Raw genomic sequence first — 24,868 nt, 5'->3', positions numbered from 1 at the left:
GAACGCCCCGCCCCGGGCGTGCGCGAGGGTGTCGCCACGTGCGGACAGGCCCTGGCCCTGCGTGGCCGCGACGGCGCACCCCGACATCGCGACACCATGTCGCCCCGCTCCCGCAGTCCTCGCCATGACCATCCCCCGCAGCACTCAAGGGCTCGGACGCAGCCCAGACCATCGGACGCACGACAGGTCCCGGTGGGACGTGCGCGTGTCGCGATGAGGTTATGTCGCAGGGCTTTTCGTGACCTCCAGCACCAAACTGATGCTTCTCTGGACGGTCTGCTACCCCAGTGTGCGTAGGTTCGTCACTTCTATGGTGGAGCGGTCCGCCCGCTCGTGCGCCCGCTCCCCGACGGGTCAGGGATGACGTGGCGTCCCCGTGAGAGGCCTGGCGGGCACCCCGCCCCACACCTCGTCCGCGGGCAGGTCGGTGAGCAGCGCCCCGCCCATCCCCAGGGTGGCTCCCTCACCGACCGTCGACTTCTCGCGGACGCTCGAGGCCATGCCGAGGTAGGCACCACGGCCCACGTGGACGCCTCCCCCGAGACGCACCCCGGCGCACAGCGTCGCGAAGTCGTCGACGACGTCGTCGTGGGTCAGCGTCACGTGCGGCATCACGACCACGTGCCGGCCCACCGTGACGGAAGCGGTGAGCACCACTCCCGCGAGCAGCACCGAACCGGGCCCGACCGAACAGGACTGCGGGACGTCGACCGACGGGTGCACGACCGACGTGTAGCGCTCGGGCCCGACGCCCAGCGCGCGGAGCCGTCGGACCAGCCGTTCACGGACACGCCCGTGGCCGGCGCAGACGACGACGGGCGAGTCCGGGCGCACTGCGAGGAGGTCGAGGCCGCCCAGCACCTCGAGCCAGCCACCGGCCAGGGTCCCCCACCGGCCCTCGTCGTCATCGACGCAACCCTCGACGGACAGTCCCCCTGCCCGGGCAGCCTCGGCGGTCTCCAGCGCGAGACCTCCGGCGGCCACGAGCACGACTGCGTTGTCCACGACGTCACGGTAGTGCCACCGTCCGCCGCCTGGGCCGGCTTTCCCCCAGCCCGGGCGCCCCTGAGCTGGACGCCGCACCATAGGGTCTGGGCATGGCACGGGTGCTGGTCACCGGTATGTCCGGCGCGGGGAAGAGCACGCTGCTCGAGGCCCTCAGCGCGCGCGGGCACCTCACCGTCGACACCGACTACGACGGCTGGGAGCTGCCCGGAGCCGTGTGGGACGAGCCGCGGATGAGCACGCTCCTCGCGGCCCACCCGACGCTGGTGGTCTCGGGGACCGCGCAGAACCAGGGCCGGTTCTACGACCGCTTCGAGCACGTCGTCTACCTCCACGCGCCACTCGAGGTGCTGCTGGCGCGCGTGACCTCGCGGCAGAACAACCCCTACGGGCGGGCGCCTTCGCAACAGGCGGACATCGCGCAGTACGTGCAGGAGGTCGAACCGCTCATCCGCCGGGGCGCGACGAGCGAGCTCGACGGCCGGCTCTCTGTCGCGGAGCTCGCCGACGCCGTGGAGACGCTGCTCCAGCCAGGGCCCCGCTGACCGCCGCCGCACCCGCGGTGTCGAGCTGCTTCAGAGCCCGAGCACGGTGCCGTTGCGGACCGCGTCGATCACCGCGTGCGCCAGGGCTGGCGCGGCGAGGTTGCCGGTGCGACGCCAGGCGAACGACAGCCAGACACCCAACCCGATGTGGACGACGACCAGCTCGGCCACCAGGACCGGCACGGCGAAGCCCGAGGACACCGGCAGGTGCCACAGGCCCCACAGGGCGGACACGAGGACCGCCGACTGCCAGCCCCGTCCTTCACCGTCGTGGTGGACGTGCGCGTCGATGGCCCCGCGGAACGCGACCTCCTCCATCAGGAAGGTCGCCGGGAGGTACAGGGCGGTGTACTTGACGACGGCCGCCAGGGCCGCGGCCGCGGGCAGTGGTGTCCCCGTCGCCAGGTGCACGACGCCGTACACGGTCGCCATGGCGCCGGCGCCCAGGGCGATGGGGCGCGCCGCGTCACGCAGCGTGGTGGCGAGCGTCTGCGCGCGCATGGCGAAGCCGGCAGCGACAGCACCGCCCACGGCAGCGAGGTACCACCCGGCGGTCACCCAGTCGCCGCTCGACATCGCCGTGGTCGCGCAGACGGCGGGAGTGAGGGCCAGGACGGTCGCGATGACGATGCCCTGGCGGGTCAGCGCGAACCGGGCGGTGCCGGCGGCGAACAGCTCGCGCACGGGTCGACGCCGCACGAGCAGCTGGAAGGCAGCGGTCAACGGGATGCCGAGCAGCAGGTAGCCGTTGCTGGGCAGGTGCAGCAGGAAGCCGGCCGACATCCACACGGCCACGAAACCGATGGCTTCCGCGACGCGCCGGGGGCGCGAGGAGCCGCGTGGCTCAGTGACCGAGGGCGGACGCGCGGTGTGGGCGGTGGTGTCGATGGTGGTCATGTGGGTCACTCCTCGAACGGGGCCAGACGGATGGCGGCACTGAACGCCCCGTAGCGGCGCAGCAGGCGAGCCCGGCCTCCGGGCACTCGCGCAGCCTCGTCAGCCCAGGCACGGGTGAAGTACCCCTTGAACCCCTGCCTGGGGTGTTCGGCGACCGCGCGCTCGAGGACGCTGTCCGGCAGCTCCCACGAGCGCAGGCCGACGACGTCGACACCGGCGCCGGCAGCCAGCAGGTACGCGACCGGTCCGGCATCGAGGGTGACCCGCGGGCTGTGGTGCATGGTGATGGCCGTCTGCAGTATCTCGGTGGCGCTCGTGGAGAGCCCGACCTGCTCGGCGACGTCCCACGCCACCCGGCAGGACGTCAGGGTGAAGTCGTCGCGACCAGCACTCAGGACCAGCCCGGTGTCGTGCAGCAGGGCGGCCGCGTACAGCAGCTCGGTGTCGACGTCGACACCGTCCAGCTCACCCAGCGCGCGCCCGAACACGTAGGCACGCTGGCTGTGGCCGAGCAGGACCGGGGGAAGGATGCGGGCGGCTGCCTGGGCGGCGGCGCGGGTCAGGGGTGAGTCCGGCGCCTGTAGGCGGCCGGGTGGGATGTACGCGTTCCGGCCCGGGTGCAGGTGCACGGCCAGCCGCAGCCGGCCGACGGCGTTGGACGCTTGCACGCGGGCCAGGTCAGCGACCATCTGTCGCTGCTCACGGGCTTCGAGCCGACCGCCGGTGCGGCGGCTCCAGTCGATGGTTCCGACGGTCGTTGCGGAGCTCATGCGGTCCTCCGGGTGGGTCCGGTGCCCGCGCCCGTGCGGCGCGGGTCAGGACCTCGACTGTGCCGCTGGGTGGGGGCGGTTCGCCCCGGTCATGTGGCCGGGTCCGGCCACACCACGAACGAGGCGGGCGATCCCGGCCAAGTGACCGGGGCGAGCGACCAGTGCCTACCGCGACCGTGGTGCGTGTGGGCCGACCGCCCCGGACGGCCAGGAAGGAAGAGCGCCATGAGCACCACACCAGCCACCGCCGGCCCAGCCACCGCCGGCTCACGCACGACCACGGCGGCCGACACCGCGAGGGGCCCGTTCGGGCGCATCACGGTCTCGTCGATGGCCGCCGGCACCCTTGCCGCCGCAGTCACCACGTTCGCCGTGCTGCCGTCCGCGTCGGAGGCCCGCGTCGTCGGCGCCGCCCTCCTGGCGTTCGCGGCCGGGTGGGCCGTGCTCGCCCGGCTCACCACCCGGTACACGAACCGCCCCCAGAAGTGGGCGTACGTCCCGGCAGCGGCTCTCGCCGCCAGCGGCATCCTCCTGACCCTGGCCGACCCGGGTGAGCCGGCCATGAGCCGACTGCCATGGGTCTGGGCACCCGCCCTCGTCGCCCTCGGCGTCTGGAGCGGATGGCGCACCCGTCGCGACCTGCCGCGCCGCCGCGCCCGGCTCCTCGTCCACCCGGTCGCCGCCGTCATGGTCGCCGCCGGCGTCGGTGGGCTCCTCCAGGCCGCGAGCGGCGACCCGAGGACCGCCGCAGGTCCGGCGCCCGGCCGGCTCGTCGACGTCGGCGGGTACCGGCTCCACCTGCACTGCACCGGCACCGGCGCCCCCACGGTAGTCCTGCTCAACGGCCTCGGTGAGACGTCCCCGCAGTGGGCGCGGATCCGGCCGCAGGTGGCCACCACCGCCCGGGTGTGCGCCTACGACCGCGCCGGGCAGGGCTGGAGCGACGACTCCCCCAACCCTGCCGACGCCACCACCGCGGCCACCGACCTCCACAAGCTCCTCGCCGCCGCGGGCGAGACGGGCCCGTTCGTCCTCGCCGGCCACTCCTCCGGCGGCGTGCACGCCCTGACCTACACGCACCTGTACCCCTCGCAGGTCGCCGGTGTCGTCCTCCTCGACAGCGCCAGCCCGCGCCAGGTCGAGGTCGTCACCACGTTCGACGGCGAGTACCAGGTCATGCGACGCGCCCTCGCTGCAGGGCCCACCGTGTACCGGTTCGGCGTCGGCCAGGTCCTGAAGGCCATCGGCACCCCTGGCCTGCCGGGGAACGCAGGACGACAGACGGCAGCATTCGCCGACAGCCCTCGCGGTCTTGCCGGCATGCGGGCCGAGCAGGCAGGCCTGCCCACCACGTTCGCCCAGGCGCAGGCCCTGACCACCCTCGGGAACCGGCCCCTGGTCGTCCTCACCGCCAAGGCCAACGTCGACTCCAAGCCAGGGTGGGCCACCGCCCAGGACCAGATGGCCGCCCTGTCCACCAACACCCGGCACACCGTCGCCGACATGGACCACGTCGGGTTCCTGCACGACCCCGTCGGTGCGGCGCAGTCCGTGACCGCCATCGAGGACGTCGTCACCGCCGCCCGCACCCACACGGCAGTGCCCACCCGCTGACCACCAGGCACCGCACGCCACGCGCGGCACCACCCGTCGCCACGACGGTCGGGCCACCGCGGCCGCCGCCAGGTCGATCCCGGCCATTGCGCCGGGGCGAGCAGCCGCCCGCTCCACGACCGTGGAACACGCAGACCACCAGGACCATCGAAGGAGCCGACCGTGACCACCACCCTCACCTCGACCACCGACACCGGCACCAGCACCGGCACCGGCACCGGCACGGTGGACACCGCCGCTCGCCGCGGGGCCGCCCTGGCCCTCCTGGTGTCGGCTCAGTTCGTCGTCATGCTCGACACGTCCATCGTCAACGTGGCCCTGCCGTCCATCCAGGCCGACCTCGGCCTGCGCCCCACCGCCATCACCTGGGTCGTCAACGCGTACGTCCTGGCGTTCGGTGGCCTGCTGCTGCTGTCCGGACGGGCCGCCGACCTGCTCGGCCGGCGCCGCATGTTCGTCGGCGGCTCCGTCCTCTTCGCCGTCGGCACCCTCCTTGCCGCATCCGCAGACACCGCCGCCCAGCTCGTCGGCGGCCGGGTCGTCCAGGGCATCGGCGCCGCCGCCCTCAGTCCCGCCGCCATGTCGCTGCTCCTGCTGACGTTCCCCGGCCCGGCGCGGGCACGTGCCATGAGCATCTGGGGTGCCGCCTCCGCGCTCGGTGGGGCAGCCGGTGTCATGACCGGCGGCCTGCTCGTCGGGACCTTCGGGTGGTCCTCGGTCTTCCTCGTCACCGTCCCCGTCTCTGCGGCCGCCGTCGTCCTGGCCGGTCGTGTCCTGCCCGAAGGCATGGGCGGCACCCGCCGCCGGTTCGACTGGCCCGGAGCCGCCGCCATCACCGGCGCGGTCGTCGCCCTGGTCCACGGCGCCCTCGGCATCGCCGACCGGGGTTGGACCTCCCCCACCGTCGTCGCCGCCCTGGTCGCGTCGGCTGCGCTGCTGGCCGTGTTCGTCACCGTCGAACGTCGCGCCGCCGCGCCCCTGCTCCCCCTCGAGCTGTTCCGCTCCCGCACCCTCGGCACCGGCGTCGGCCTCGCCGTGCTCGGCGGCGCCGCCCGCGCCTCCACGTTCGTCCTCGTGGCCCTGTACCTCCAGCAGGCCCTCGCCATGGCGCCCCGGGAGGCCGGGCTGGCCATGGTCCCGACCTCCCTGACGGGGTTCGCGTTCTCCCTCACCCTCCTGCCGCGCATCGTGCGGGTCATCGGACCGCAGCGGAGCCTGGTCACCGGGCTCGTGGTCCTCGCGGCCGGGCACCTCTGGCTCGCCAACGCCCCCACCGCGAGCGGTTACGCCACCGCCGTCCTGCCCGGTCTGCTCCTCGTGGCCGTCGGAGTCGCCCTCAGCTTCACGCCCACGACCATGGTCATCGCCGGCGCGGTCCCCGACACGCACACCGGCCTCGCCTCCGGCCTGGCCGGGTCAGCCACCCAGGTCGGCGCGGCCCTCGGCACCGCCGCGTTCACCGCCATCGGCATCTCCGCCGGCGGCCACCTCGGCGACACCCTCGGCGCCTCCGGGTTCTCCGCCGCGTTCACCGCAGCAGCCGCAGTCGCCCTGGCCACCGCAGCCCTCGGAACCTCGATCGCCCGCACCCGGCACTGAAGCCGGCGCAGCACCCACCACCCTCACCGCCCCTACCCACCAGCGAGAGACAGGACCACCATGAACACCACGACCACCCTCGGACAGGGAGCCACCATGAAGGCAGTCATCCAGGACAGGTACGGCACCTCCGAGGTCCTCCACGTCGGCGACGTCCCCGTCCCCGAACCCGGCGACCGGGAGGTCCTCGTCAAGGTGCACGCCGCCGGTCTCGACCGCGGCACCGAGCACCTCATGACCGGCAAGCCGTACGCCATGCGGCTGGGGACCGGGATCCGACGCCCCAAGAAGAGGATCTCCGGGCGGGACGTGGCCGGCACCGTCGTGACGGTCGGCTCGGCCGTCACCCGCTTCGCCCCCGGGGACGAGGTGTACGGCGTGGCCCCCGGTTCGTTCGCCGAGTACGCGGTCGGCCCCGAGGACAAGCTCGCCCACAAGCCGGCCAACCTCAGCTTCGCCCAGGCCGCTGTCGTGCCCATCTCCGCCGGCACCGCGCTGCAGGCGCTCCGCGACGTGGGCAAGGTCCGGACCGGGCAGAAGGTGCTCGTCATCGGCGCCTCGGGAGGCGTCGGCAGCTACGCGGTCCAGCTCGCCAAGGTCCTCGGCGCCCACGTCACGGGGGTGGCCAGCGCGGCCAAGGCCGACTTCGTCAGGAGCCTCGGGGCCGACGAGGTCCTCGACTACGCCCACGACGACTTCGCCGACGGCACCCGTCGCTACGACCTCGTCCTCGACATCGGCGGCGGCGCTTCGCTGAAGAGGCTGCGCCGGGCACTGAGACCTCGCGGCACCGTGGTCTTCGTCGGCAGCGAGGACACCGGCAACATCCTCGGCATGGGGCGCCAGCTGCGCGGCGTGGTGCTGTCCCTGGTCGTCCGCGAGCGCCTTGCCCTCCTCATGGCCAAGGAGCGCGCCAGCGACCTCGAAGAGCTCACCGCTCTCCTCGAGGCGGGACGGGTCGTCCCCGCCCTCGCCGACAGCTACCGGCTCGACCAGGCCAAGGACGCCATGAGGCTGCTCGAGGAGGGGAAGGTCCGCGGCAAGGTGGTCATCGTCCCTGTGGCCACCGCGGCTGACGACGTCCCGGCCGGCCGGCGGTGAGCGGCTCGCCGCCTGCCCTGAGCGGCTCGCCGGTCGGGCCGTCGGCGCGGCTACGCGGGCGCCCCTTTCCCGGGCACGGCGATGAGGACCTTTCCGCGCGGATGCTCGCGCTCCACGTACCCCACGGCGTCGTGGGACCGGTCCAGGTCGTACACGCGGTCGACGACGGGTGACAGCCGTCCGGCCTCCACCAGGGACCGCAGCTCTTGCAGGCGCTGGGTGTTCGGCTTCGCCACCGGGACGAGGATGCGTGGACCAGGAGTGCGCGCCACCAGCTGAGCCCTGACGAGCAGGCCGAGCGCGCCGACAACGCGGCCGCTGCCGGGCGTGCCACCCCCTGACAGGACCAGGGTTCCCGACGGGCGCACCAGCCTTCGCAGCGCCCTCAACGAACGGTTGCCGACCAGGTCGAGCACCACGTCGTAACGGTCTTCGGTCGCGCAGAAGTCGTCGACGCGGTAGTCCACGACCTGGTCGGCGCCGAGGCGGCGTGCCTGGTCATGGTTCCGGCGGCTGCACACTGCCGTGACGTGACAGCCCCGTGACCGGGCGATCTGGATGGCCAGCGTCCCCACCCCACCGGAGGCCCCGTTGATGAGGACCTTCGCACCCGGGTCGGCACCGACGGGTTCGAGGCACGCGAGGGCCGTCGTGCCGGCCAACGGGAGCGCCGCTGCCTCCTGGGACGCCAACCGGGTTGGAACCTCGGCGATCCGGTCCGCAGCGACGACGACGTACTCGGCCCATGTGGCGTCCGCCTCCCCGAAGACCTCGTCGCCGGGACGCCAGACGCCCACGTTGCCACCGACCGCCTCGACCGTCCCCACGAAGTCGGTGCCCCGTGTGCGGACTCTCGGGCCCTTGCGCCCGAACACGTTCCTGTCGAGCAGGCGGGCGAGTTCGGAGGCGGAGAGGACGAGGACCTCCGGGGGCCCGTACCCGTTCTGGACCACGGCCCGCATGGTGGCCGGAGCGTGGCCCGACCGGTGCCCGGAACGTGTTGCGGGAGTAGTGCGCCCGTCCGCCTCCTGATCCAGGGCGCCATGGTGGAGCGGGCGCTCACCCTTCGTGCTGCGGGATGCTCTGGTGCCCTTCACGTTCCCTCCTCCACACGAGTCCTGTTGTCGATGGGGACAAGGACGAAGGTAGGAAGCGAGAGCCGTGCCTGTCGTCACCACATGTGGTGAATCGTGGATGCGAGCCTCCGCCCGGTGCGGGGCGGTGCACCAAGGGAGCTTCGTGCCGACTGCCCGGTCAGTACGGCTGGCCCGCCGACGTGCGAGCGCGTGCGTGGATGCGCTCCCCTTGCGGACCGAAGAGGCTCAGCACCTCAGCCGGCCGTGTGCCGTCGCTGCCGAACCAGTGCGGGACGTGGGTGTCGAACTCGGCCACCTCCCCCGGCTCGAGGACGAGGTCCCCGTCACCGAGGACGAGGCGCATGCGACCGGACAGGACGTAGAGCCACTCGAACCCTTCGTGGGTTCGCGGCTGTGGGGTGCTGTTGCCGGTCGGCACGATGATCTTCCACGCCTGCACGCCACCCGGTTGGCGGGTCAGCGGTATCACCGTGCGCCCGCTTCGCCTGCTCGCCTTGAGGCGCACCCGCGGGTCACCGACCTCGGGCGCGCCCACCAGGTCGTCAAGGGGCACGCGATACGCCTGCGCCAACGGAAGCAGGAGCTCCAGGCTGGCCCTGCGCTGACCGGTCTCCAACCGCGACAGGGTGCTCTTGGAGATGCCGGTCGACTCGGCCAGTGCCGTCAACGTCACACCACGCTGGGCCCGCAGCTGCTTGAGCCGGGGGCCGACCTGTTCGAGGGCCTTCGCGATGGCTGCCGACGAGTCCTCCATCTGCACATCGTGGCCATCCGTTGCGGTGCTGGCAACGGCCGTTGCCAACCCCGCAGGGGAGAAAGCGGACACCGTTCCCGGAAACGGCAACGAAGCTGGCGCGGCTCGATGCGGCAGCTCCACAGTGATCCGCATGAACAGCTATGACGTCCTGGTTGTCGGTGGCGGGGCCGCCGGTCTCTCCGCCGCCCTCGTCCTCGGCCGCGCCCGCCGCGACGTCGTCGTCGTCGACGCCGGCAACCCGCGCAACGCCCCCGCCGCGCACATGCAGGGGTTCCTGTCCCGCGACGGCATGCCGCCGGCCGACCTCCTCGCGACCGGCCGACGCGAGGTGACCGGGTACGGCGCCACCATCGTGGACGGCACCGTGCGCGAGCTGGTCCGCTGCAACGGGTCGGGCTTCCAGGCGCTGCTGGACGACGGTCAGCGCCTCAGGGCACGACGCGTCCTCGTCACCACCGGGCTGCACGACGAGCTGCCCGACGTCCCCGGACTCACCGACCGCTGGGCCAAGGACGTCCTGCACTGCCCCTACTGCCACGGGTGGGAGGTCCGTGACCAGCCACTGGGTGTCCTGTGGCACGGGCCCGACACCGTCCGGTACGCCCACATCGTGCGGCAGTGGACCCACGACCTCGTCCTCTTCGCCCCCGACGGCGTCCTCACCGCGCAGGACCGGGCACAGCTCGTCGCGCGCGCGATCGGTGTGGTGGAGGGCGACATCGACCGCCTCGTCATCGAGGACGACGCACTGCACGGCGTCGCCCTGGCCGGCGGGCGTGTCATCCCGCGTCGCGCGCTGTTCGTCCCGCCGCGGTTCGTCCCGCACTGCGACCTCCTGGCCGGCGTGGGCTGCGAGCTCGACGACCACGGCTGGGTGACGACCGGCGCCAACGGCGCCACCACCGTCCCCGGCCTGTGGGTCGCCGGCAACGTCGCCAACCCGCGCGCCCAGGTCATCACCGCCGCCGGCGAAGGGTCCGCCGCCGCCATCGCCATCAACAACGACCTCGTCGACGCAGACATCCGCACCGCCGTCGACCTCTTCAACCGGGGCTTCGTTCCCTGACCCGGGGCTTCGTTCCCTGACCCGGACCCGCGCCACCACGGCACGCGTCGCACCCACCTCACCCACGACCCCACCCACCACCCCAGGAGATCCACCATGCCCAACCCCAGCACGCCCGCGCCCACCACGACCGCCGCACCGCCGCGCACGGCACCCCCCACGAAGCACCAATTGGCCCTCATGATCTGGCTCTGCGTGTTCCCCACGCTGACCGTCATCAACCTCACCCTCGGCGGCTGGCTGCGCCCGATGAACCCCGTGTTGCGCACCTTCGTCCTGGCCACGATCGCCGTGCCCGTCGTCATCTACGGGCTCATGCCGCAGCTGCACAAGGCCCGCGCCCGACTGGTCCTGCGAGGCGACCACCGCTAGCGCGTCCGAGGCCCTTGGGCGCCGGTCCTGGGTGTTCTACGCTGCAGGCAGCCGGCTGGGTGTCGCGAACGGAGCAGGCATGTCACGTCCCCTGCTCACCACCAAGCTGTTCATCCCGCGCCCCAAGGCCGGCACCCTCGTCCGCACCCGGGTCAGCGACCTGCTCGACCAAGGGGCCGCGACCAGGCTGACCCTCGTCTCCGCCCAGGCAGGGTTCGGCAAGACGACGGCCATCGCCAGCTGGATCCACCAACGGACCGGTCCCGGCGTCGTCGCCTGGGTCTCCCTCGACCCGGGCGACGCCCACCCGTCGACGTTCTGGACCTACGCCGTCACGGCACTGTCCACCGCCGACCCCGACCTCGGCGCCGGCGTCCTGCCGTTGCTCGACGGCCCGGGAACGACCGCACAGGCTGCGCTCACCGAGCTTCTGAACCGGCTCGCGGAGCTGGACCACGACGTCGTCCTCGTCCTGGACGACTACCACCTGGTCGACAGCCCCGCCATCGCCGACGGGGTCGCGTTCCTCGTCAGCCACCTGCCGCCCCGAGCACACCTCATCCTCAGCACCCGCACCGACCCGAGCCTGCCGCTGAGCCGTCTGCGCTCCCAGGGGGAGCTCGTCGAGGTCCGCGCCGCCGACCTGCGGTTCACCGACGCGGAGACCTCGAGCTACCTGCACGGCGCCGGGGTGGACCTCGACCCCTCCGGGGCCGCCATCGTCGAGAACCGGACCGAGGGTTGGGCGGCCGCCCTCCAGCTGGCCGTCCTGTCCCTGCAGGGCCGAGCAGACACCAGCACCTTCCTCGCCGACTTCGCCGGCGACGACCGGTTCATCGTCGACTACCTCGTCGAGGAGGTCCTCGGCCGCCAACCGCCGCACGTTCGCGAGTTCCTGCTCCGCACGTCCGTCCTCGAGCGCCTCACCGGTCCGCTCTGCGACGCCGTGACCGGCCACACCGGCGGTGACGACACCCTCCAACAGCTCGAACGGCAGAACCTGTTCGTCATCCCGCTCGACGCACGACGCCGGTGGTACCGCTACCACCACCTGTTCGCGGACGTCCTGCGCGCCCACGCCGCCTCGGACCAGTCGGGTGCTCCGCTGGCAGAGCTGCACGCGCGAGCCAGTTCCTGGTACCACCTCGAGGGACAGCCCGTCCCGGCGGTCAGGCACGCCCTGGCAGCCGGAGACCACGCACGCGCAGCCGCGCTCATGGAGGCGGCCATCCCCGACCTCCTGCGACATCGCGAAGAAGGCACCATCGTCGGCTGGGTCGACGCCCTGCCCGAGCACGTCGTCACCTCACGGCCTGCTCTCGCCATGGGCTTCATCGCCGGGCTCATGTCCAACACCGAGACCAGCTCGGTCCCGCGACGTCTCGACGACCTCGAGGACGTCATCGCCGGGCTGGTCCACACCTCGGCCTCCGAGCCCGACGTGGTGGTGGAGGACCCCACGGAGCTGGGCCGGCTGCCCGGAAAGATCCACCTCTACCGGGCGGCCCATGCCCTGGTCACCGAGGACCTCGAGGGCACCCATCGACACGTTGCCCTCGCCACGAGCCTCGCAGACCCCGACGACCACCCCACCCGCGCGGGAGCCTGGGGCCTGTCCGGGCTCGCCCACTGGCGCACCGGCGACATCGAAGCCACCCACCTCTGCTACTCCAGGTGCGTCGACGAGCTGCTCGAGGCAGGTCACCTCTCGGACGTGCTGGGCTGCACCACGACGCTCGCCGACGTCCGCATCACCCAGGGCCGCCTCAGCGACGCCGAACGCACCCTCCAGGAGGCCCTGGCCCTGACCACGAAGACCTCAGGGGTGCCCCGAGGCACAGCAGACATGCACACCGGCCTGGCGGGCGTCGCCCTCGAGCGCGGTCAGCTCGACGAGGCCGAGACCCACCTGCGCCGAGCCCAGCAGCTGGGCGAAGGCGCCGGCCTGCCGCAACACGCCTCGCAGGTCCGGGTCACCATGGCCCGCACACGCGCGGCTCGAGGTGACGTGGACGAGGCACTTTCCCTGCTGGACGAGGCCGAACGGCTCTACGTGCCCGACTTCAAACCGGACTTCCGTCCCGTGCACGCCACCCGTGCACGACTGCTCATCGCACAAGGGCGCCTCGCCGACGCCCGCATGTGGTCGGCCATCCACCAGGTGCAGCCGGACGACGAGCCGACCTACCTGCGCGAGTACGAGCACATCACCTTGGCCACGCTCCTGCTGGCCGAGAACCGCGCGAGGGGGCGAGCGGGTCTCGAGGAGGTGCGTTCACTCCTGTCGCGGCTGCGCACCGCGGCTGAGGCGGCCGGTCGTCACGGGAGCCTCCTCGAGATCGCGGTGCTCCAGGCCTGCGCCGCCCGCGCCGCCGGTGACCACGACGAAGCCGCGCACCACCTGCGGTCCGCCGTCAGGGTGGGCAGTCCGGAAGGTCTCGTCCGCCCGTTCACCGACCACGCCGTCGACGTGCCCCATCTCGTCGGCCTGCTCAGCGAGCAGGAGCAGCGGACGCCATGGGTGAGCACGCTGCTCGCGGCCTGCGTGCCCGCAGGAGCCCCACCCGCACGGGCCGAGGGCCGCCGACCACGCCAGCCCCTCGTCGACCCACTCAGCGAACGCGAGCTGGAGGTCCTGCGCCTGCTGGCCAGCGACCTCAGCGGGCCCGAGCTGGCACGCCACCTCGTCGTGTCCCTCAACACGGTCCGGACCCACACGCGGAACGTGTACACCAAGCTCGGCGTGAGCGGCCGGCGCGCCGCCGTCAGCCGCGCCCGGGAGCTGGACCTGCTCAACCGCAACGAGATCTGACGCCGAGCTGACCGCGAACTGACCGCGACTGACCGTGACGACCGGTGCATGGTCGCCGGAGGCCGCGGACCCTCAGCGCAGCGCCTTCACCGGGAGCACGGCGAACGCTCCCGCAGCAGCACACGCCGCTGCTGCTGCGAACAGGACGCTGTAGCTGCCCGCCCCCAGGGAGAGGATGCCCGGCGCCAACGCGGGCGCGATCGTGAACGGGAGCGCGCCGGCGTAGTTGAAGACGCCGAGGTCCTTGGCGGCGTTGTCCGGGTCGGGCAGGACCTCGGTGACCAGCGCGAGGTCGACGGCGAAGTACAGCCCGAACCCCACCCCGCTGACGGCGACCGCCACCATGTACATGGCGAACGTGGTGGCGAGGCTGAGCAGGACCATCGCGACGGCGTACACGAGCGCGGCAGCGCACACGAACACCTTCCGCCGCCCGACCCAGTCGGAGATGCGCCCGCCGACCAGCGACGCCAGGACGACCGCGGACGACTGCGCAAGCGTCCCGAGGAACACCAGGCCGGGGATGTCCGCCTCGGCGCGGTGCAGGCGGTCCAGCAGGAAGTACACCTGGTACGTCGTGAGGAACGCGTACGCCATGACGAGCAGGAACCGGCTGAGGAACGCCCAGGCGAAGTCCGGGTGGCGGCGCGGGTTGACGATGAACGTGTCCACGACGTCCCGCAGCGTCCATGCCGGCCTGACCTCGGCCGCGAGCCGTCGGTCGTCCAGGTTCGCGGCGAACACCAGGATGAGCACGCCGCCGACTGCGCACGGCAGCAGGAACATGGCCAGCTCGTGTCCGGAGAAGAGCTTCACGACGAAGGTCGCACCGATGGAGGCGACGGGCAGGCACACGCCGAGGACACCCGAGACCATGCCGCGCTGCGACGTGGGGACCTGGTCGGGCAGGACGGCCACATGGACCGCGAGGACGGCGTTGAAGAACAGCTGGGCGACGCACCACCCGAGCACCACCGTGGCGACGCTCGTCGCGGTCGCGACGACCACGATGCCGGCCGTGCCCACCACCAGGCCGCCGACCATCCACGGGCGGCGCATGCCCCACCGCGACGCCGTCCGGTCGCTCAGGCGGCCGAACAACGGGTTGCCGACCAGCGACACCGCGGACCCGGCGCCGGCGACCAGCGCAAGGCTGGCTGGAGCGGCATCCTTGCCCACCAGGTCGTTCACCTTCAGGGCCAGGGTCACCGCGAGCGGTGCGATGAACAGCAGGCACGTGCCCAGGTAGGACAGCGTGTACAGGACCACGAAGCCCCAGCCGACGTGGTCCCTCGGAACGGACCCGGGAGCCGTTGCGGTGGACGGGTCCTGCATGTGCGGCCTCCCCGGGCGAAGGCGGCCAGCCGGGGCGGGACCGCCGTTCCACGGTAGGCAGCGGCCGCGCCCGGCACCAGACCCATCAGGGTCCCCTCCATGTTCACCAGAAGCGGTGATGGCTGCTCACCACATGCGCTCCTAGCTTGCGGCGTACCGAACCGAACCACCGCCGCCAGCGCCCACCAGGCGCCAGTCCCCAGGGAGAGCCATGACGCACCAGCCAGCCCCCACCGGGCGCGACCGAGCCTGGTACGAGATACGCCTCCAGGGACAGCTCGGCACCCACTGGGCCACCCGCTTCGACGGCATGACCCTGACCGCCCTCGAGGACGGCACCACCGTCCTGCACGGCCCCGTCGCCGACCAGGCGGCCCTGCACGGGCTGCTCCGTCAGCTCGGCGACATCGGCATCACCCTGCTTTCCGTACACCAGCACGACCCCGCCACCTCAACCACCCCAGCAACCGAACAAGGAGACTGACATGGCCACCACCCAGCAGGCCTTCACCGTCGACCACCAGCCCGTTGCGGACCCGGGGCGCCGCTCCGCCACCATCGTCGGCTGGATGTTCGTCCTCACCTACGTGACCTCGATCTCGGCCAAGGTCTGGTTCTACCCGCCGCTGTTCGACGGGAACTACGTCACCGGGCCCGGAGCGGACTCCCGCGTCCTCTGGGGCGCGTTCGCTGAGGCGATCCTCATCATCGCCAACATCGGCAGCGCGACCGCGCTCTACACGGTCGTCAAGCACCGTTACCCCAACCTCGGCCTCAGCTTCATCGCCGCCCGCATCATGGAGAGCGTCTTCATCGGTGTAGGCATCCTCGCCGTCCTCACGGTCGTCACCCTGCGTCAGGACTACGCGGCCGCGAACGAGCAGGCCACCGCCGGCCTGGCCACCGTCGGGGACGCGTTCCTCGCCATGCAGCACTGGACCTTCAACCTCGGCCCGCAGTTCGTCGTCGGTGTCGGCAACGGCTGCATCCTCGGCTGGATGATGTTCCGGACCGGCCTGGTGCCGCGCCGGCTCGCCGTCCTCGGCCTCATCGGCGGGCCTCTCATCGTCGCCTCTGGCTCCGCCGCCGTACTGCACCTCATCGAGCCCGGCGGCGCGGTCCAGAGCCTGTCCGCTGCCCCGGAGTTCTTCTGGGAGCTCGGCTTCGGCATCTACCTCGTCGTCAAGGGCTTCAAGTACAACGCCCTGACCACCACCCCACCCCAGTCGTAGGCAGCACCCTGCCGCCCTTGCCTCCGAGAGGACCCGCTCATGCTCACCGTGGAACGACTCACCAAACGCTACGGCTCCGCCGTCGCCGTCGACGACATCACCTTCACCGCCCGCCCAGGACGGGTCACCGGGTTCCTCGGTCCCAACGGCGCAGGCAAGTCCACGACCATGCGGATGATGGTCGGCCTGACCAAGCCGACAGCCGGCACCGCCACCGTCCTCGGGCGCCGGTTCACCGACCTGCCCAACCCGGGCAGGGAGGTCGGCGTCCTGCTCGACGCGTCCGCCCAGCACGCCGGACGCACCGGGCGCGAGGTCCTCACCCTCGCCGCCCAGACCATGGGACTGCCGGGGAGCCGGGTCCAGGAGATGCTCGCCCGGGTCAGCCTCACCGACACCGAGGCCCGGAGGCGGGTGCGGGACTACTCCCTGGGCATGCGCCAACGCCTCGGCATCGCCACCGCACTCATCGGCGACCCACAGGTCCTCATCCTCGACGAACCCGCCAACGGGCTCGACCCGGCCGGCATCCGCTGGATGCGCGACCTCCTTCGCGGCCATGCCGACCGCGGCGGCACCGTCCTGCTGTCCTCCCACCTGCTGCACGAGATCGAGGTCATCGCCGACGACCTCGTCGTCATCGGCCACGGCCGCATCGCCGCCCAGGGCACCAAGGCCGACCTGCTCGCCACCACCGGCACCCTCGTGCAGACCCGCAACGGGAAGGCGCTGGCCGAGGCCCTGGCTGCCGTCGGCACCAGCTACACCGACCACGGGGTCCGCAGCGCCGCCGGGATCACCACGCTGCGCGTCGATGCCGACCCCGAACACGTCGGCCAGCATGCCGCGCGTGCCGGCCTCGCCCTCCTGGACCTGCGCCCCGCCGAGGGCGCCGGCCTGGAGGAGATGTTCCTCGAGATCACCGCCCAGACCCAACGCGAAGGAGACGTGGCATGACCACCACCGTCCAGTCCGAACCGGCCGCGTCGACCACCGCGTCGACCACCACGTCGACCAGCACGCCGACCCCCACACCGACCGCAGCCAGCGCACCGACACGCATCCCGGTGCGCCGACTCGTCGCCGTCGAGCTGCGCAAGTCCTTCGACACCCGCTCCGGGTTCTGGCTGCTCGTCGGCACCGGACTGGCTGCTGTCGCGGCAACCGTCCTCGTCATCGCCTTCGCCCCGGCCGACCAGCTCAGCTACGGCACCTTCACCCTGGCCATCGGCAAGCCCATGAGCATCCTGCTGCCGCTCATCGCGCTCCTGTCCGTCACCGCGGAGTGGACCCAGCGCAGCGGGCTGACCACGTTCACCCTCGTCCCGCACCGCGGCCGCGTCATCGTCGCCAAGGGCATCGCCATGCTCCTGGTCGGCGTCGTCGCCATGGTGCTCGCGTTCCCGCTCGGCGCCATCGGAAACCTCGCCGGCACCACCATCCACGGCGTGGACCCCGTCTGGGACCAGACCGCGGCCGACCTCGCCTACTACGCCCTCGCGAACACGCTCCTGGTGGCCGTCGGCTTCATGCTCGGTGTCCTCGTCCGCGCGTCCGCCGGCGCCATCGTCGCCTACTTCGTCTACGCCTTCGTCGCGCCGACCCTGCTCACGCTCCTGGCCATGGGCCAGGACTGGTTCCGGAAGGCGCAACCGTGGGTCGACCCCACCTACAGCCAGGGCGCCTTGTTCCACGGCGGGTTCGGCGCACAGCAGTGGACCCAGCTCGCCGTGACCTCAGCCGCGTGGCTGGTGGCCCCGCTGGTGGTCGGCGTGGTCACGGTGCTGCGCTCGGAGGTGAAGTAGCGACGCGGGCCACCGCCACGGTTCGCCGCGACCAGGTAAGTCTCCGCACCGGGTGCCGCATCCCGGCTCCTAGACTCAACGAGTGGCCGTGCTCGGGACGAAACTGCGCCTGCCTGTCGCGCGCCCGAACCTGGTCCCGCGCCGTCGGCTCACCGACCGCCTCGCCACCGCGCTGCCCCGGGTCGTGCTGGTCTCCGCACCCGCCGGGTTCGGCAAGACGACGCTGCTCGCCCAGTGGCTGCGCGACTCGGACGACCCGGACCGCCGTGTCGCCTGGGTGTCGCTCGACGAGGCGGACAACGACCCGGCCCGGCTCCTGGAGCACGTGGTGGCCGCCCTGGCATCCGTGCGTGACCTGCCGGACGCCTCGCGCCTCATGGCCGACGACGCTGACCCACCCGCACTGGCCGTCCTGACCAGCGTCGTCAACGACCTCGACCTCCACGCCGGCAGCACGGTCCTGGCCCTGGACGACTACCACGTCGTCGAGTCGCCGGAGGCCCAGGCCGTCACGGCGTTCCTGCTCGAGCACGCGCCACCGCAGCTGACCCTCGCCATCGCCACCCGGGCGGACCCGATGCTGCCACTCCCCCGCCTCCGGGCCCGAGGAGAGCTGCTCGAGCTGCGGGCCGCCGACCTCCGGTTCACCCAGGACGAGACCTCCTCGTTCCTCGACCGGGTCATGGGGCTGGAGCTCCCACCGGCCGACGTCAGAGCGCTCGCCGACCGGACCGAGGGGTGGGTCGCCGGGCTCCAGCTCGCCGGCCTCTCACTGCAAGGGGTGCAGGACAGCACCGGCTTCGTGCACGACTTCACCGGGACCAACCGCTTCGTCCTCGACTACCTCGTCGACGAGGTGCTCGCGCACCAGCCCGCCGACGTCCGCCGGTTCCTCCTCGACACCTCCGTCCTGCACGAGCTCACGGGCTCCCTCACCGACGCACTGACCGGCCGCAGCGACGGCGGAGCCGTCCTGGAGGCGCTGGACCGGGGCAACCTGTTCGTCGTCCCGCTCGACGACCAACGCACCTGGTACCGGTACCACCACCTGTTCGTCGAAGCGCTCCGGGCCCGCCTCCTCTCCGACCACCCCGACCGGGTCCCACTGCTCCACCACGCTGCGAGCGTCTGGTACGCCGCGCGCGACCGCCCGCTGGACGCGGTGCGCCACGCCTTCGCTGCGGCCGAGCCGGCCCACGCGGCTGGCCTCGTCGAGTGGGCGTTGCCGGACCTGCGGCGCGAACGTCGGGACGGCCTGCTGCGCCAGTGGTTGACCGCGCTGCCCGACGACGCCGTCCGGGACCGGGCCCTGCTGGCGACGTACCGCGCGTGGACCCGCCTCGTGGAGGGCGACCTCGACGGCGTCGACGCCTGGTTGGCGGACGCGGAGAGTGCCTACGAGGCACACCCGCCCGTCCCGGCTCCGCAGGCCTCAGCGGCAACGCGCGAGGAGCTGCGCACCCTGCCGGCGACGATCGCCATCTTCCGCGCCTCCGCCGCCCAGGCACGGGGCGACACGGACGCCTCGAAGCGGCACGCCCACCGCGCGCTGGACCTGGCCGGCCCGGACGACCACATGGCCCGGGGTGGCGCGGCCGGGTTCCTCGGGATGGCCGCCTGGGCCGAAGGAGACCTCGGTGAGGCGGTGACGACGTTCACCACGGCGGTGCGCAGCCTCGCGGCGGCCGGGGACGTCGCCGACGAGTTCGGGGGCACCGTCCCGCTGGGCAGCATGTGGGTCGCCCGCGGGCGCCCGGACGAGGCACGACGCCTGTTCGAGCGCGCCCTCGCAGGCGCCCAGGACCACCCCGGTGCCGCACTCGCCACCCTCGGCGACCTCCACGTCGGCCTGGCGGACGTCCTGGTCGAGCAGGGGCACCTCGACCTCGCCGGCGAGCACCTGAGGGCCGCCTCGGCGCTCGGTGACACCGCGTCCCTGCTGGAGAACCGGTACCGGCTGACCATGACCGCCGCTCGCCTGCACCGCGCGCAGGGAGACCTCGACGCAGCCCTGCGCCTGCTGCAGCACTCCGCTGACCGGTATGTCCCCGGCTTCTTCCCCGACATCCGCCCCCTCGCCGCGCAGCGGGCCCGCCTCCACATCGCTCGAGGACTCCTGGACGACGCCCGCGAGTGGGCCACCACGGCCGGTGTCGACCAGCAGGTCGCGGGCGGCTACCTGGAGGAGTTCAACCAGCTCACGTACGTCCGACTGCTCATCGCCGAGCAGCGCGCCGACCCCGACCCCGGGGCCGCGGCCGACCGTCTCGGCGAGGCCGAGTCGCGCCTCACCGCCATCGCTGCGGGCGCCGGGGCGGGCGGTCGGGGGGCCACCGTGGTCGAGGTCCACCTGCTGCGCTCCCTCCTGCACGATGCTCGCGGCCAGCACGCAGCCGCACTGGGCGAGCTCGCCAGGGCCCTCGACCTGGGTGTCCCGCACGGGTTCGTCCGGCTGTTCCTCGACGAGGGCGAGCCACTCGAGCAGCTCCTGGCCGCGGCGGAACGGCACCCGGCAGCCGCCGCACACGCCCGCACGCTGAGGCACGCCACGTACCTCCCGGGCGCGGCCACCGCCGACACCGGCGTCGCGGACGCGCTGAGCGAACGAGAGCTCGACGTCCTGCGCCTGCTCGCCACGACCCTCACCGGGCCGGACATCGCCCGTGAGCTCTACGTGTCGGTGAACACGCTCCGTACGCACACCAAGCACATCTTCACCAAGCTCGACGTCAACACCCGCCGCGCCGCGGTCGAACGCGCCCGCGAGCTCGGCCACCTCTGACCAGCCGGGGACCAGAATCCGGGTCGCCGCCCGTCCGCGGATCACCACCCGGGTCACCACCGATGGTGATTCGCCCTCACCCCTGCTGTTCCTACCTTCGGACCAGTCGGCACCACCGCCGACCACCTGACCGAAGGAACCCGCCATGAACGTCTCGACCGCCCGTCTCGGCCAGGGCGCCGGCATCGCCGCCGCCGCCGCTGGAGCCATCTACATCGCCGTCCAGGTGAAGCACCCCGCCATGACCGTCGAGTCGGCCACGACCGCCGACTGGGTCGTCCGCAACACCGCCAAGACCGTCATGTCCGCCCTCGTCCTGGTCGGCCTCACCGGCATGTACCTGCGCCAGCAGGCCAAGGCAGGCATCGTCGCCCTCGTCGGGTACCTCGCCCTCTCCGCCGGCTTCCTGATGATGTTCGCCGCCACCTTCATGGCTGCGTTCGCCCTCCCCACCACCGCCCGCACCGACCCGGCCTGGACCGGCGACGTCATCGCGGCCGCCTTCAAGGGCAGCGCCGGCGGCGACATCGGCGCCCTCACCACCGTCTTCGCCGTCACCGGCGCCTTCTACGTGCTCGGCGGCCTGCTGTTCGGTGTCGCGACCTTCCGTGCCGGCGTCCTCAACCGCTGGGCCGCCGCGCTCCTCGCCGTGGGCAACGTCGCCACCGCCGCCCTCGCCTTCCTCCCCCAGTCCTTCAACCGTCCCCTGGCCGTCCCCACCGGCCTCGCCCTGATCGGCCTCGGCCTGTCCCTGTGGCGCGACCAGCGCGGTGCAGCCGCCCACCCGGCCAGCACCACCCGTACGGCGCCGGCACGGCCTGCGGTGCCGGTGCGATGACGAGCCGGCAGCCGGGGTGGCGCGTCCCGGTCGCACTCGTGGCACTGTCGGCCATACCGCTCCTCGCAGGCACGGCGAGGCTGGTCGAGCTCGCCGGTGGCCCACAGCTGATCCCGGCCGACGCGAGGTTCACCGCCTCCCCGCTGCCCGTCGTCGTCCACATCTGCGGCGCAGCCGTGTACGCCCTCCTCGGCGCCGTCCAGTTCGCGCCCGCCGTCCGCCGGCGACACCCCCGCTGGCACCGCAGCGCAGGACGGGTCGCGGTCGTCGCCGGTGCCGCGGTGGCGGGCTCGGCACTCTGGCTGGCCGTGTTCCTCCCGCCCCAGCCGGGTTCAGGACCGCTGCTGTTCGTGCTCCGGCTGGCGTTCGCCCCCGCCATGGTCACCGGCCTCGCCCTCGGCGTCGCCGCCATCCGGCGGGGTGACGTCGCCGCGCACCGCGCGTGGATGACGCGCAGCTATGCCATCGCCCTCGCGGCAGGGACCCAGGCGTTCACCGAAGGGGTGGGGGGAGCCCTCCTCGGCCACGGCGCCCTGGCCCTCGACGCCTCCCGAGGGGCGGCCTGGGTCATCAACCTCACCATCGCCGAGTGGTCCATCCGGCGCAGCCCCGCCCAGACCAGCCGTCGCACGCCGGCCCCGGCCCTCCTCGGGACCCAGCCATGAGCCCCACCTACGAGGTCCGCGTCGACGGGCACCTCGACGCCCACTGGTCAGCCCGGCTGGCGGGCCTCGTCATCAGGCACCACCCGGACGGCACCACCACCCTGACCGGACCCATCGCCGACCAGTCGCAGCTCCATGGTGTCCTCAACGGCCTCAGGGACCTGGCCGCGCCCCTCCTCTCGGTCGACAGCCCCGGCACTCGCTCCGTCGAGAGCCGCGGCACTCTCTCCGTCGAGAGCCGCGGCGCGGCAGCCACCGCCCCACCCGACCCTCTGGGCCGTGTGGCCTGGCCGCGCGCCACGGACCGCCTCACCATCCGGCGAGCGGTTCGCGCAGATGCCGACGCGACGTTCGCCTTCCGGCGCCGGGAGGAGGTCGGGCGCTGGCTGACCGAGCTGCCGTCGGACCCCGCTCGGTACCGCAGGACCTTCGCGGACCCGCAGCGCCTCGCCACGACCCTCGTCATCGAGCATGGCGACCGGGTCGTCGGCGACCTCATGCTCCGCGTCGAGGACGCCTGGACGCAGGCGGAGGCCGCACCGCACGGCCGGGGGCTGCAGGCAGAGCTTGCCTGGGTCCTCGACCCTGCCCACAGCGGGCGGGGCTACGCCACCGAGGCCGTGCGAGAGCTGCTGCGCGTGTCCTTCGAGGACCTGCGCCTCCACCGGGTGGTCGCCACCTGCTTCGCCGACAACGAGCCCTCCTGGCGCCTCATGGACAGGGTGGGACTCCGGCGCGAGCTGCATGCCCGGGCCGACGCCCTGCACCGGACCGGCCGGTGGCTGGACACCTACGGGTACGCCCTCACGGCACCCGAGTGGGCGCCCGCGATACGAACCCCGTTGCGCCGCAACGAATTCCGCTGATCGGAGGCGGGTGCCGACCACCGGGTCCGCATGCGCGGGCCGCTGTGACACTGACCACAGCGCGGTGGGGACGATGGTCCCACCACGCAGGTGCGCGCGGGCTCGATGCTGGGAATGCCCAACCAGGGCAACACCACCGGGGCCGCGAACCCCGAACAGCGGGAGATGAGAACCATGCGACGCAGAACCCTCGACACCCTCCTCACGGCCGCCGGCTTCATCGTGGCCACGGTCCTCCTGGTCGCAGGCGGACTGCTGACCTGGGCCAACAACTTCGTGACGGACAACGTGCACAGCCAGCTCGCCGACCAGAAGATCACGATGCCGTCCGGCAAGGCGATCGAGGACCCGGCGATCAAGCCCTACCTGTCGCAGTACGCCGGCCAGGAGCTGACCACCGGCGCGCAGGCCAAGGCGTACGCCGACCACTACATCCTCGTCCACATGAACAAGGCCAGCGGTGGCAAGACCTACGAAGAGGTCAGCGGCCAGTTCATCGCGATGTCGCAGGACAAGACCGCCGACCCCGCCGCCGTTGCCGAGCTCGGCCAGCTGCGCCAGACCCTGTTCATGGGCAACACCCTTCGCGGGCTGCTCCTCAACGCGTACGCCTTCGGCACCATGGGCGTCATCGCCTGGTGGGGCGCGATCGCAGCCTTCATCGGCTCGGGCCTGATGTTCCTGCTCAGCTTCCTCGGGATCTGGCACCGTCGCACCGTGCCGGTCGAGGAGGAGGTCCGCATCGGAGCCGGCCGTGCCGCCGCTCCTGCTCCCGCTGTCGGTTGACACAGGCCAGCACCCGCGGACACAGCAAGCCCCCGACCCCCCGTCGGGGGCTTCGCTGTGCCCCGTACGGAGCCGGGCTCGGTCAGTGGGTACCGGCGGGGGGCCCGAGCCAGACCGTCGGGCCGCGGGTGTCGAGGTCCGGGCCGTCCACGACCTGCACGTGCGGGGCGTACCGGTGGACCGCCTCCGTGAGCGCGGCGCGCTGCGCTGCATCGAGCCCGTTGGCCAGGGACTGGTAGGGCAACCTGGGCGACGCGCTCCCGGTGCGGTCGCGCTCGAGCATCGCCGACAGGTCGGGGCGCGACTTCCGCAGCTCGGCCAGGGCAACCGGGTCCACCGACGACACGTCCACGGCGCCCGGCTCGTAGGGGACCATGCCCTGGACCTGCGGCAGCTGTGCGGCCCCGGGCGCAGCGGTGCCCGGCGCCGGGTCCACCGTCACCACGGCCAGCGCCGGCTGCCCGAAGGCGGGCCGGCCCACCTGAGCCGACGGCTCCAGCGCACAGCACACCACCAGGCGACGCAGCTGCGCCCAGGGAAGGACCTGGGCGCGCTGGTCGCCGGGCGCCAGGCCGAGGCCGCTGAGGTAGAGGCCGCCAGGTCCGGCTGCCAGCAACGGGACCGACGCTGCGCGCAGGCCCTGCCGTGCCGCAAGCCCTGCTCCACCGGCTACCGGGCCGCCGATGAGGAAGCCGACGACGGACAGGTGGACGAGGGCGACGACGGCGACGAAGGCGCCGAAGGCGGCGCCCAGGAGGGGGACCACGACCCCGACTGCCGCGCTGCCACGGGGCATCTCGAGGACGAAGGCGTCGGGGTCGCCGACCGTCGCCTGGGAGGGGGACGCCCCGACGCCGGTCTGGTCGAAGGTCACGGTGAACCGCTGCACACGTCCTCCTGCGTCGATCCGGGTCGCCCGCAACG

Annotated in this window: 23 protein-coding genes; 16 read left to right on the top strand and 7 right to left on the bottom strand. The window is 72.7% G+C overall.

Annotated features, from left to right (window positions below; genetic code table 11):
* Positions 1-354 precede the first annotated feature (354 nt).
* Complete coding sequence (locus ASG70_RS11400; protein ID WP_056883885.1) at positions 355-1,005, bottom strand: acetyltransferase; 651 nt, start codon at positions 1,003-1,005, stop codon at positions 355-357.
* 92 nt (positions 1,006-1,097) lie between these two features.
* Here ASG70_RS11400 and ASG70_RS11395 point away from each other — a divergent pair, with 92 nt between their 5' ends.
* Positions 1,098-1,550, top strand: coding sequence for an AAA family ATPase (locus tag ASG70_RS11395; RefSeq protein WP_056883884.1), 453 nt, complete (start codon positions 1,098-1,100; stop codon positions 1,548-1,550).
* Positions 1,551-1,580: 30 nt separating this feature from the next.
* On the opposite strand, the gene ASG70_RS11390 is transcribed toward ASG70_RS11395, so the two are convergent.
* Entirely contained in the window at positions 1,581-2,447 is an 867-nt protein-coding gene (locus ASG70_RS11390) for a CPBP family intramembrane glutamic endopeptidase (protein ID WP_056883883.1), read from the bottom strand.
* Positions 2,448-2,452: 5 nt separating this feature from the next.
* Positions 2,453-3,217, bottom strand: coding sequence for an HD domain-containing protein (locus ASG70_RS11385; RefSeq protein ID WP_056883882.1), 765 nt, complete (start codon positions 3,215-3,217; stop codon positions 2,453-2,455).
* Positions 3,218-3,442: 225 nt separating this feature from the next.
* Here ASG70_RS11385 and ASG70_RS11380 point away from each other — a divergent pair, with 225 nt between their 5' ends.
* From ASG70_RS11380 to ASG70_RS11370, 3 genes are all read left to right on the top strand, one after another.
* The gene (locus ASG70_RS11380) at positions 3,443-4,831 is read left to right on the top strand and encodes an alpha/beta fold hydrolase (protein WP_056883881.1); all 1,389 of its coding nucleotides are present in this window, start codon (positions 3,443-3,445) and stop codon (positions 4,829-4,831) included.
* 162 nt (positions 4,832-4,993) lie between these two features.
* On the top strand, positions 4,994-6,430 hold the full coding sequence (locus tag ASG70_RS11375) for an MFS transporter (protein ID WP_056883880.1): 1,437 nt from the start codon (positions 4,994-4,996) through the stop codon (positions 6,428-6,430).
* 60 nt (positions 6,431-6,490) lie between these two features.
* Entirely contained in the window at positions 6,491-7,531 is a 1,041-nt protein-coding gene (locus tag ASG70_RS11370) for an NAD(P)-dependent alcohol dehydrogenase (protein WP_056883879.1), read from the top strand.
* 50 nt (positions 7,532-7,581) lie between these two features.
* Here the strand turns inward: ASG70_RS11370 and ASG70_RS11365 are convergent, their stop codons facing one another.
* Positions 7,582-8,484, bottom strand: coding sequence for an NAD(P)-dependent alcohol dehydrogenase (locus ASG70_RS11365; protein WP_200949249.1), 903 nt, complete (start codon positions 8,482-8,484; stop codon positions 7,582-7,584).
* A 301-nt stretch (positions 8,485-8,785) separates the two neighbouring features.
* A complete protein-coding gene (locus ASG70_RS11360; protein WP_056883877.1) occupies positions 8,786-9,382 on the bottom strand; it encodes a helix-turn-helix domain-containing protein in 597 nt (198 codons plus the stop codon).
* Between the two features lie 133 nt (positions 9,383-9,515).
* On the opposite strand from ASG70_RS11360, the gene ASG70_RS11355 reads away from it, so the two are divergent.
* From ASG70_RS11355 to ASG70_RS11345, 3 genes are all read left to right on the top strand, one after another.
* Positions 9,516-10,451 carry an NAD(P)/FAD-dependent oxidoreductase gene (locus ASG70_RS11355; RefSeq protein ID WP_056884172.1) on the top strand — a complete coding sequence of 312 codons (936 nt, stop codon included), beginning with the start codon at positions 9,516-9,518 and terminating at the stop codon, positions 10,449-10,451.
* Positions 10,452-10,547: 96 nt separating this feature from the next.
* The gene (locus ASG70_RS11350) at positions 10,548-10,823 is read left to right on the top strand and encodes a hypothetical protein (protein WP_056883876.1); all 276 of its coding nucleotides are present in this window, start codon (positions 10,548-10,550) and stop codon (positions 10,821-10,823) included.
* A 79-nt stretch (positions 10,824-10,902) separates the two neighbouring features.
* Positions 10,903-13,635, top strand: a complete 2,733-nt coding sequence (locus ASG70_RS11345; protein ID WP_056883875.1) for a LuxR C-terminal-related transcriptional regulator — start codon at positions 10,903-10,905, stop codon at positions 13,633-13,635.
* 72 nt (positions 13,636-13,707) lie between these two features.
* Here the strand turns inward: ASG70_RS11345 and ASG70_RS11340 are convergent, their stop codons facing one another.
* A complete protein-coding gene (locus ASG70_RS11340) occupies positions 13,708-14,970 on the bottom strand; it encodes an MFS transporter (RefSeq protein WP_056883874.1) in 1,263 nt (420 codons plus the stop codon).
* Between the two features lie 211 nt (positions 14,971-15,181).
* Here ASG70_RS11340 and ASG70_RS11335 point away from each other — a divergent pair, with 211 nt between their 5' ends.
* The 9 genes from ASG70_RS11335 to ASG70_RS11295 all read left to right on the top strand — a co-directional run bounded on the left by ASG70_RS11335 (position 15,182) and on the right by ASG70_RS11295 (position 23,944).
* Positions 15,182-15,454 (top strand): hypothetical protein, encoded by a 273-nt coding sequence (locus ASG70_RS11335; RefSeq protein ID WP_056883873.1) that lies wholly within the window; start codon positions 15,182-15,184, stop codon positions 15,452-15,454.
* 1 nt (position 15,455) lies between these two features.
* A complete protein-coding gene (locus ASG70_RS11330; RefSeq protein ID WP_056883872.1) occupies positions 15,456-16,202 on the top strand; it encodes a DUF4386 domain-containing protein in 747 nt (248 codons plus the stop codon).
* Between the two features lie 39 nt (positions 16,203-16,241).
* Positions 16,242-17,159, top strand: coding sequence for an ABC transporter ATP-binding protein (locus ASG70_RS11325; RefSeq protein WP_056883871.1), 918 nt, complete (start codon positions 16,242-16,244; stop codon positions 17,157-17,159).
* Positions 17,156-18,007: an ABC transporter permease gene (locus ASG70_RS11320; protein ID WP_056883870.1), complete on the top strand. Its 852-nt coding sequence runs from the start codon at positions 17,156-17,158 to the stop codon at positions 18,005-18,007. The genes ASG70_RS11325 and ASG70_RS11320 overlap by 4 nt, the downstream gene beginning before the upstream one ends.
* 82 nt (positions 18,008-18,089) lie before the next feature.
* Positions 18,090-20,789 carry a LuxR C-terminal-related transcriptional regulator gene (locus ASG70_RS11315; protein ID WP_056883869.1) on the top strand — a complete coding sequence of 900 codons (2,700 nt, stop codon included), beginning with the start codon at positions 18,090-18,092 and terminating at the stop codon, positions 20,787-20,789.
* A 145-nt stretch (positions 20,790-20,934) separates the two neighbouring features.
* Complete coding sequence (locus tag ASG70_RS11310; RefSeq protein ID WP_056883868.1) at positions 20,935-21,627, top strand: hypothetical protein; 693 nt, start codon at positions 20,935-20,937, stop codon at positions 21,625-21,627.
* Positions 21,624-22,292: a DUF2306 domain-containing protein gene (locus ASG70_RS11305; RefSeq protein ID WP_056883867.1), complete on the top strand. Its 669-nt coding sequence runs from the start codon at positions 21,624-21,626 to the stop codon at positions 22,290-22,292. Before ASG70_RS11310 ends, ASG70_RS11305 begins: the two co-directional genes overlap by 4 nt.
* Entirely contained in the window at positions 22,289-23,158 is an 870-nt protein-coding gene (locus ASG70_RS11300) for a GNAT family N-acetyltransferase (RefSeq protein ID WP_082590506.1), read from the top strand. Before ASG70_RS11305 ends, ASG70_RS11300 begins: the two co-directional genes overlap by 4 nt.
* Positions 23,159-23,332: 174 nt before the next feature.
* Entirely contained in the window at positions 23,333-23,944 is a 612-nt protein-coding gene (locus ASG70_RS11295; protein WP_056884170.1) for a hypothetical protein, read from the top strand.
* A gap of 82 nt (positions 23,945-24,026) precedes the next feature.
* On the opposite strand, the gene ASG70_RS11290 is transcribed toward ASG70_RS11295, so the two are convergent.
* A complete protein-coding gene (locus ASG70_RS11290; RefSeq protein WP_056883866.1) occupies positions 24,027-24,833 on the bottom strand; it encodes a hypothetical protein in 807 nt (268 codons plus the stop codon).
* Positions 24,834-24,868: the final 35 nt, after the last annotated feature.

This window comes from Phycicoccus sp. Soil748, from assembly GCF_001428025.1.
In the GTDB taxonomy this organism is placed as follows: domain Bacteria; phylum Actinomycetota; class Actinomycetes; order Actinomycetales; family Dermatophilaceae; genus Pedococcus.
The sequence above is the reverse complement of the archived record's forward strand: the minus strand, read 5'-3'. Positions and strand labels throughout refer to the sequence as shown.

Coding starts and splice junctions, on each gene's coding strand:
- ASG70_RS11300 (WP_082590506.1), top strand. CDS start 22,289: ATGAGCCCCACCTACGAGGTCCGCGTCGACGGGCACCTCGACGCCCAC.
- ASG70_RS11325 (WP_056883871.1), top strand. CDS start 16,242: ATGCTCACCGTGGAACGACTCACCAAACGCTACGGCTCCGCCGTCGCC.
- ASG70_RS11380 (WP_056883881.1), top strand. CDS start 3,443: ATGAGCACCACACCAGCCACCGCCGGCCCAGCCACCGCCGGCTCACGC.
- ASG70_RS11295 (WP_056884170.1), top strand. CDS start 23,333: ATGCGACGCAGAACCCTCGACACCCTCCTCACGGCCGCCGGCTTCATC.
- ASG70_RS11350 (WP_056883876.1), top strand. CDS start 10,548: ATGCCCAACCCCAGCACGCCCGCGCCCACCACGACCGCCGCACCGCCG.
- ASG70_RS11360 (WP_056883877.1), bottom strand. CDS start 9,382: ATGGAGGACTCGTCGGCAGCCATCGCGAAGGCCCTCGAACAGGTCGGC.
- ASG70_RS11305 (WP_056883867.1), top strand. CDS start 21,624: ATGACGAGCCGGCAGCCGGGGTGGCGCGTCCCGGTCGCACTCGTGGCA.
- ASG70_RS11390 (WP_056883883.1), bottom strand. CDS start 2,447: ATGACCACCATCGACACCACCGCCCACACCGCGCGTCCGCCCTCGGTC.
- ASG70_RS11340 (WP_056883874.1), bottom strand. CDS start 14,970: ATGCAGGACCCGTCCACCGCAACGGCTCCCGGGTCCGTTCCGAGGGAC.
- ASG70_RS11395 (WP_056883884.1), top strand. CDS start 1,098: ATGGCACGGGTGCTGGTCACCGGTATGTCCGGCGCGGGGAAGAGCACG.
- ASG70_RS11345 (WP_056883875.1), top strand. CDS start 10,903: ATGTCACGTCCCCTGCTCACCACCAAGCTGTTCATCCCGCGCCCCAAG.
- ASG70_RS11385 (WP_056883882.1), bottom strand. CDS start 3,217: ATGAGCTCCGCAACGACCGTCGGAACCATCGACTGGAGCCGCCGCACC.
- ASG70_RS11355 (WP_056884172.1), top strand. CDS start 9,516: ATGAACAGCTATGACGTCCTGGTTGTCGGTGGCGGGGCCGCCGGTCTC.
- ASG70_RS11335 (WP_056883873.1), top strand. CDS start 15,182: ATGACGCACCAGCCAGCCCCCACCGGGCGCGACCGAGCCTGGTACGAG.
- ASG70_RS11310 (WP_056883868.1), top strand. CDS start 20,935: ATGAACGTCTCGACCGCCCGTCTCGGCCAGGGCGCCGGCATCGCCGCC.
- ASG70_RS11330 (WP_056883872.1), top strand. CDS start 15,456: ATGGCCACCACCCAGCAGGCCTTCACCGTCGACCACCAGCCCGTTGCG.
- ASG70_RS11320 (WP_056883870.1), top strand. CDS start 17,156: ATGACCACCACCGTCCAGTCCGAACCGGCCGCGTCGACCACCGCGTCG.
- ASG70_RS11370 (WP_056883879.1), top strand. CDS start 6,491: ATGAACACCACGACCACCCTCGGACAGGGAGCCACCATGAAGGCAGTC.